Origin of the sequence: Microcoleus sp. PH2017_12_PCY_D_A (assembly GCF_020738565.1) — a bacterium.
Taxonomy (GTDB): domain Bacteria; phylum Cyanobacteriota; class Cyanobacteriia; order Cyanobacteriales; family Microcoleaceae; genus Microcoleus.
In genome coordinates this window covers 20,821-27,234 of sequence record NZ_JAEQCI010000100.1, presented here as the reverse complement: position 1 = coordinate 27,234, position 6,414 = coordinate 20,821, and the positions used below count along the sequence as shown (strand labels likewise).

Below are 6,414 nucleotides of genomic sequence, written 5' to 3'. Positions count from 1 at the left end.
AATTTTCATAGCTCGCTGTGGCAGCGCTTAAGCTGTCCCCATCACCAGATAGCATCAAATGTGGCTAGTTCTTGCACGAACTTTCATGAAGCTTTTTAAGCCCAACGCCGGTACTGCCCCGGTTCGCCACAAAAAAATTATAACACTGGGGATTCCCTGTACAATTGATGGATAAGATTAAACTCTTAACATTCGACAGTCTCAGGAGTTCGAAAAATTATGACTCAAGCGATTTCCCAACAGCGGGGCATTCAAATGACGGACTCTGCTGTTCGTCAAGTTTTAGCTCTTCGAGAAAAACAAGGTAAAGACCTCTGCTTGCGGGTAGGGGTGCGGCAGGGCGGCTGTTCTGGTATGTCTTACGTGATGGATTTCGCAGACCCCAGCACTGTGAAATCTGACGATGAAGTGTTCGACTACGAGGGTTTTCAGGTAGTGTGCGATCGCAAGAGCATTCTTTATCTATACGGTTTGGTTCTCGACTTCAGCGATGCCATGATCGGCGGCGGCTTTAAGTTTACCAACCCCAACGCTACTCAAACTTGCGGTTGTGGCAGTTCTTTTTCTGCTTAAATGGGAAAATTGCTTGGGAGTAGGGGCATCGGGCATCGGTAATTGGTCTGAAGCTAGTTGCTGACAATCGCGATCGACAATCAGCCTCGGATGCGCTTCCTTTGTCCCGCACCCCATGCTTTCAAGCAATTATTGAATCCAAAATCCACAATTGCAGAACCTCGGATTGACTTAGGAGTGTCCCGCACGGATGCTTTCAATCAATCTAAAATCTAAAATCCAAAATCCAAAATCGAATGACCCCTGAAGAAATGTTTAAAGACGGTTTCGATCGCTACCAAGCTGGCGAAGCCCCTGCTAATCTGATCCCCGTGTTCAAAGAATTGTGCGAGAAATCTCCCAAAAATGGCAATGCCTGGGCTAGCCTCGCGTGGCTCTACCTTTTGGAAAATAAACCCACATCGGCTCAAAAAGCAGCGAAAACCGCCGTTAAATTGAACCCTCACGACCCCCAAGCTCGCATCAACCTAGCAGTGGCGATCCTCGACCTCAAAGAAAAAGGGGTGCGCCCCCACGTAGAAGTCGCTCAGCAACTCCTGATGGCTTCCGAAGAGTTGTTAGAGGAAGTTAAAAAAAATTTTGAAGAAGGATTAAGCAGAAAACCGGACTGGAAAAGTCTCGCCCGCGTTAAACAGTGGCTTCTGGAGCCGTAACCGCGCAAACAAGTCGATTTGGTGGCGGGGATCGAGGAAATCTGGTTTGCGGTTTATTACGAGATCGTAATAAATCAATAAATAACTTTATGGAAAACTCAGCAAGTCAGTGCTAGTATTTGAAAACTTAGACGATCGACAAACCGACACAGCGGTTTTCAGACTTGACTACCATAAATACTAGGAGTTGTAACGACATGAGCACTGACAGCCACGTTAACATCAAACCAGCAACCCGCAACCACAAAGGTTTCTTTATTCAGCCCGCTTCTTACAAGTTGATGAGCATTGATAAATCCGGCTGGGCATTGATTTGCATGGACAAAGCAGTTTGTCATTATGTAGATCCTGATGACTTGCAATTGCCGAATAAGTCGGGAACGTCTGAAGGTTAATCCAGAAGTTTTTGAGAGACATTAAAATGCTTTATTTGAGTAGCTGCCCTCCCTGGAGAGGCAGCAACTTTTTTTTGTCATTAGTCATTAGTCATTAGTCATTAGTCATTAGTCAGTTGTCAGTTGTCATTGGTTAAAAATTCCCAATTCCCAATTCCCAATTCCCAATTCCCAATTCCCAATTCCCAATTCCCAATTCCCAATTCCCAATTCCCAATTCCCAATTCCCTAATTGTTAGATTTGAAGGCAAAAAGCAGATCGAGCTGAGCAGTTGTGGGTTCTGTCGAAGTTGTGGCGACGCTGACTCCTCGGAGAGAATTGAGCAATTCAGCGACGGGCGGCGAAACTAAATTGGGCTGCACTGCGAGCAAATAACGGTTTGCCCATGACATGGTTTTTTCCATATCTATGTAAAAGTAACCTTGGTTGGCTTGCGGTAAAGCAGTGGCGATCGCCTGAAAACTGGGACTGCTGCTTAACGGTTGCGGCGGCGCTGTGGTGATGACATCGACTAAAGGGCCGCCGAAAGCGACAAATACAGAATTTTCATTCAGCCAACCGTGCCCGAATAAAGTGCCTTGCTGCGGTATTTGCCACTCTGTAACCTCTTTTCCCTGCACTTGTCTGGGGGCGACGCTGACTGTAGGATTGCTTTTGGCGATCGCATCGAGTTTTTTGAGGGTGGCTTCCGCGGCGGGGCGATCGCTCGTTTCAAAAATCATCGCCGCCCCCATCCCCAACTGAGACAAAATACCTTGCTCCGAACCGATCGCCCCGATCGCAAATTCCCCATTCATCCAGCCAAAAACATCACGATCCGCATCCAAATCCAACCGCTTAAAACTACTCCTCACCTGCTCAATGCCCCTGTCAACTTCCGGGCTGTCTTTTGCTTCAGCCGTGGCCTGCTCCCAAAGGCGATCGAGTCCCTTACCGCCTACTAAAGCAATGGTTTCGCCGGGAAATCTGGGCAACAATTTCGATCCGACTGGCGGCTTTTGCTGCGCGAATTTGGGGTCTAACTGAGCGATGGTTTTTACTCTCAATCCCGAACTGTCCGCCCCAATTCCCGCTACCAAAGACTTGACTTGTTTAAACTGGGAAAGCACTGTCGAAGGCAATTGAAAATCATCTGGCAAATTAGCTTTCAATTGCTGCATCGCGGCAGGATAGTCAGCCATGTAAACAGTTGCGATCGGATTCTTTACACCAGCACTCTCAGAAAAAAACTTAGTTGTACTCTGCTGCGTGGCGAGGGAGGGTGCACCTTTAAAAGTATCGATCGCCAATTCCACAGGCTTTCTCAAAGGAGCCATCACTAATTGGTCGTTCAACAAAGCCACACTGTAGCGCTTGCCTGTTGGCTCTGCAATCTCAGAAATTTTAACTCCTTTATACTCAGTTTCTTGAGTTGTGGCACCTTGCTGAGATTTTAATTTATTCGCAAAATTCCAAGCGCTAATTTTATTTTTGACACTGACTACAACGAGCAGTTTAGGAGGATCTGTTTTAGCAGTAGCATCTGGGGGTAACAAAGCCACCATCACGCCCCCCAGCCAGGGCTTTAAGTCTTTCTCAAAGTCGATTTGAGTGCCTGCCAAGCTTTGTTCTTGAAAGGCCTTCAAACCCCCACCGACCAACTTTTGAGCGCCCGGGGTGCCGAATTGCTGCAACTGGGACAGCGCTTGGGGATTGGGGGAGATGAAGGCGGCCATCATTGCTTCGTCGGGTACAACTTTGGCGCTGTCTTGGGGGTTGGATACTTGTTGGCTCAAACCGTGTACGTAAAAGTAGACCGCGGCGCTACCTGCTGCGACGGCGGTAGCAGCAATTAGAAGCTTTGGTTTTTTTGCAGGCATTGTTTTCGATCCTAGCGTCCTTTATCAGTTTAATGAAAATCCACTGGGCTTGTGGGGAGGCGATCGAACGGGCTATTTATTTTTATAGAATTTAAAACTGGTTCGGGCGATCGTGTAAACTGCTGTTTGAAGTGCGGGAAGAAATATGAAAGTAGCGATCGCGGGAGCAACGGGATTTGTAGGTACCCGGCTGGTGGAGAAGCTGCAAGCAGCCGGACATCAAGTGGTAGTTTTGAGTAGAGATGCGGCGAAAGCTGGGCGAGTTTTCCCGGCTTCTGCTTATCCAAATTTGGAAGTTGTCGCCTACACTCCGGCGGAGTCTGGTGATTGGCAAAATTCGATCGCGGGCTGCGACGCTGTGGTTAATTTAGCTGGGGTGCCGATTGCGGAGGAAAGGTGGACTCAGGCGCGCCAGCAAGCGATTCTGGACAGTCGCAGATTGACGACAGCAAAATTGGTAGAGGCGATCGTCAATGCTAATCCTAGGCCATCGGTGTTTGTGAGCGCAAGTGCGATCGGCTATTACGGAACCAGCGAAACCGCCGAGTTTGACGAAAACAGCCCTGCGGGAAACGATTTTTTAGCAGCAGTTTGCAAAGACTGGGAAGCAGCAGCCCAACCTGCCAAAAATGCGGGCACCAGGCTAGCAATTTTGCGGCTGGGAATAGTTTTAGGAATGGGAGGCGCCCTAGCTAAAATGCTGCCACCTTTTAAACTATTTGCAGGCGGCCCGATTGGCACAGGAAAACAGTGGTTTTCTTGGATTCACCGCGAGGATGTGGTTGATTTAATTTTGTATGCCCTCCAAAATCCGCAAGTTCAAGGCGTTTTGAATGCAACAGCACCGAATCCTGTGCGGATGAATGAATTGTGCCAAACTTTAGGGGAAGTTTTAAGTCGGCCTTCTTGGTTGCCGGTGCCAAGTTTTGCTTTAGAATTACTGTTGGGAGATGGCGCTAAAGTTGTGTTGGAAGGGCAGAAAGTTTTGCCTAAACAAACTTTGGCGAGCGGTTTTCAATATCAGTATCCAACGCTGAAGTTAGCACTGGAAGAGATTTTAGCTGGTAATTAAATCCTGCGTTTTTAAATATCCCTCGTTCCCCGGCTCTGCCTGGGAACGCAGATCCACAGGCTCTGCCTCAGTCCTTTCCCTCGTTATCCCTCGTTCCCCGGCAGAGCCTGGGAACGCAAATCCAGAGGCTCTGCCTCGGTCATTCAAATGCCTAGTTCCCCGGCTTTCTTTGCCTGGGAACGCAAATCGACAGCCTCTGCATCGCTCCTTCAAATAAATCATCACACTCAAAAATCAATCAAATCAACTACCAACAATCCATCCCGATCCATATAGTTTCGATAACTAGAATATCTCCAACAAGCCGGATCGTCCACATAGCCGCGCCGGACAGGATTATTGTGAATGTATTCCAATTTTTGCAACAGCATTTCCTCATTCAAAATAGCTTGTGGGTGAAACCCTTCTTGCCATAGCTGGTATTTTTGGTCTTTTTTGTGTAGCTTTTTATAGAATTCGAGCTGATCCAGGATGTTGGTAGCTTTGTTTTTTTCAAGCAAGTCAATTATGGAGCGAGCTGTAAATGATTTAAAAGTTCTCATTTGCGTTGACAAGTCTGAAGCAGTTACGATTAAGTGCAAGTGATTTTCCACCTTTCACGTAACCGTGTAAAGCCAAACGCTTCTCCCGTTGCAGAAAACTTAAGGAATTTAAGACTATTTGTGCTATTTCGGGTTGAGTGAATACAGGAATCCAGTTGATAATTGTAGAAGTTACGAAGTGCGGTTGGTTGTCGGAATATATTACTTTGTATCTGCTTCTGCCCATTGCGGCGATCGAGGGTTTGTAAGATGGTTAAGGCAAGGCAAAGCAAGAGTTATCTGCGTTTCCAGGCAGAGCCGGGGAACGAGAAAATTAGGCAATTGTCTCGCGAGATCGCGATGATCCTGATATAATCAATTAAAAATTAATACCCTTGCCATTATACCATGACTAGCCCGACTGCAACTCTTTTGATTTCCTGTCCCGATCGCAAAGGGCTTGTCGCCTTACTTGCTAATTTTATAGCCTCCCATAATGGCAATATTATCCATGCCGATCACCATACAGATTTTACCGCAGGATTATTTTTAAGTCGTCTGGAATGGCCATTAGACGGTTTTGACTTAAGCATCGAAGAAATGACAGATGCTTTTAGGGAACTTGCCAAGGATTTACAAGCAAATTGGCAATTACATTTCTCGGAGGAAGTTCGACGGATTGCGCTCTGGGTAAGCCGCCAAGATCATTGTTTGTTAGACTTGATTTGGCGACAACGCTCTAAGGAAATCCCGGGTGAAATTCCCTTGATTATCAGCAATCATGAAAAATTAAAGCCCGTTGCCGAACAGTATGGTATCGATTTTGAGTATATTCCCATTAATAAAGAGAATAAGGCTATTCAAGAAGCACAACAGTTAGATACTCTCAAGAAATACAACATTAATTTAGTAGTTGTGGCGAAATATATGCAAATATTGAGTCAAGATTTTATGATGAATTTTCCCACTGTGATTAATATTCACCATTCATTTTTGCCCGCGTTTGTGGGGGGCGAATCCCTACGAAAGGGCTTATGAAAGAGGGGGTAAAAATTATTGGTGCGACTGCTCATTATGTGACGCCAGATTTAGATGCTGGCCCGATTATTGAGCAAGATGTTGTGCGCGTGAGTCACCGCGATGAAGTGTCCGATTTGGTTCGGAAAGGTAAAGATTTAGAAAGGGTTGTTTTGGCAAGGGCGGTGCGATATCATTTACAAAATCGTGTTTTGGTTTATGGCAATCGCACTGTTGTTTTTGCTTGAATTTTTCACTTGAATGGCGATCGCATTTTTCCGTTGACTTCACAGGTAACATTTTTTCTCTGACGAGACAACTCG

7 protein-coding genes and 1 pseudogene are annotated in these 6,414 nt (G+C 46.3%); 5 read left to right on the top strand and 3 right to left on the bottom strand.

The genetic code is table 11. From position 1 onward, the window contains the following. Positions 1-219: 219 nt before the first annotated feature. The 3 genes from JGK39_RS25300 (at position 220) to JGK39_RS25290 (ending at position 1,621) form a co-directional block, all read left to right on the top strand. Positions 220-573, top strand: a complete 354-nt coding sequence (locus tag JGK39_RS25300) for an iron-sulfur cluster assembly accessory protein (protein ID WP_293297725.1) — start codon at positions 220-222, stop codon at positions 571-573. Positions 574-809: 236 nt separating this feature from the next. Further along, the gene (locus JGK39_RS25295) at positions 810-1,226 is read left to right on the top strand and encodes a tetratricopeptide repeat protein (protein ID WP_293259088.1); all 417 of its coding nucleotides are present in this window, start codon (positions 810-812) and stop codon (positions 1,224-1,226) included. Positions 1,227-1,423: 197 nt separating this feature from the next. Continuing rightward, positions 1,424-1,621, top strand: coding sequence for a hypothetical protein (locus tag JGK39_RS25290; RefSeq protein ID WP_293132876.1), 198 nt, complete (start codon positions 1,424-1,426; stop codon positions 1,619-1,621). Between the two features lie 119 nt (positions 1,622-1,740). Here JGK39_RS25290 and JGK39_RS25285 read toward each other — a convergent pair whose 3' ends face one another. Further along, a complete protein-coding gene (locus JGK39_RS25285) occupies positions 1,741-1,872 on the bottom strand; it encodes a hypothetical protein (protein WP_293259086.1) in 132 nt (43 codons plus the stop codon). Further along, positions 1,850-3,481 carry a DUF3352 domain-containing protein gene (locus JGK39_RS25280; RefSeq protein WP_293259084.1) on the bottom strand — a complete coding sequence of 544 codons (1,632 nt, stop codon included), beginning with the start codon at positions 3,479-3,481 and terminating at the stop codon, positions 1,850-1,852. The genes JGK39_RS25285 and JGK39_RS25280 overlap by 23 nt, the downstream gene beginning before the upstream one ends. A 145-nt stretch (positions 3,482-3,626) precedes the next feature. On the opposite strand from JGK39_RS25280, the gene JGK39_RS25275 reads away from it, so the two are divergent. Next, positions 3,627-4,553: a TIGR01777 family oxidoreductase gene (locus JGK39_RS25275; RefSeq protein ID WP_293259082.1), complete on the top strand. Its 927-nt coding sequence runs from the start codon at positions 3,627-3,629 to the stop codon at positions 4,551-4,553. 227 nt (positions 4,554-4,780) lie between these two features. Here the strand turns inward: JGK39_RS25275 and JGK39_RS25270 are convergent, their stop codons facing one another. Beyond that, positions 4,781-5,095, bottom strand: a complete 315-nt coding sequence (locus tag JGK39_RS25270) for a hypothetical protein (RefSeq protein WP_293259080.1) — start codon at positions 5,093-5,095, stop codon at positions 4,781-4,783. A 387-nt stretch (positions 5,096-5,482) separates the two neighbouring features. Between JGK39_RS25270 and purU the strand changes: the two are divergent. Then, positions 5,483-6,339: pseudogene (gene purU, locus JGK39_RS25265) on the top strand (formyltetrahydrofolate deformylase). Positions 6,340-6,414: the final 75 nt, after the last annotated feature.

Coding starts and splice junctions, on each gene's coding strand:
- JGK39_RS25300 (WP_293297725.1), top strand. CDS start 220: ATGACTCAAGCGATTTCCCAACAGCGGGGCATTCAAATGACGGACTCT.
- JGK39_RS25295 (WP_293259088.1), top strand. CDS start 810: ATGACCCCTGAAGAAATGTTTAAAGACGGTTTCGATCGCTACCAAGCT.
- JGK39_RS25290 (WP_293132876.1), top strand. CDS start 1,424: ATGAGCACTGACAGCCACGTTAACATCAAACCAGCAACCCGCAACCAC.
- JGK39_RS25280 (WP_293259084.1), bottom strand. CDS start 3,481: ATGCCTGCAAAAAAACCAAAGCTTCTAATTGCTGCTACCGCCGTCGCA.
- JGK39_RS25275 (WP_293259082.1), top strand. CDS start 3,627: ATGAAAGTAGCGATCGCGGGAGCAACGGGATTTGTAGGTACCCGGCTG.
- JGK39_RS25270 (WP_293259080.1), bottom strand. CDS start 5,095: ATGAGAACTTTTAAATCATTTACAGCTCGCTCCATAATTGACTTGCTT.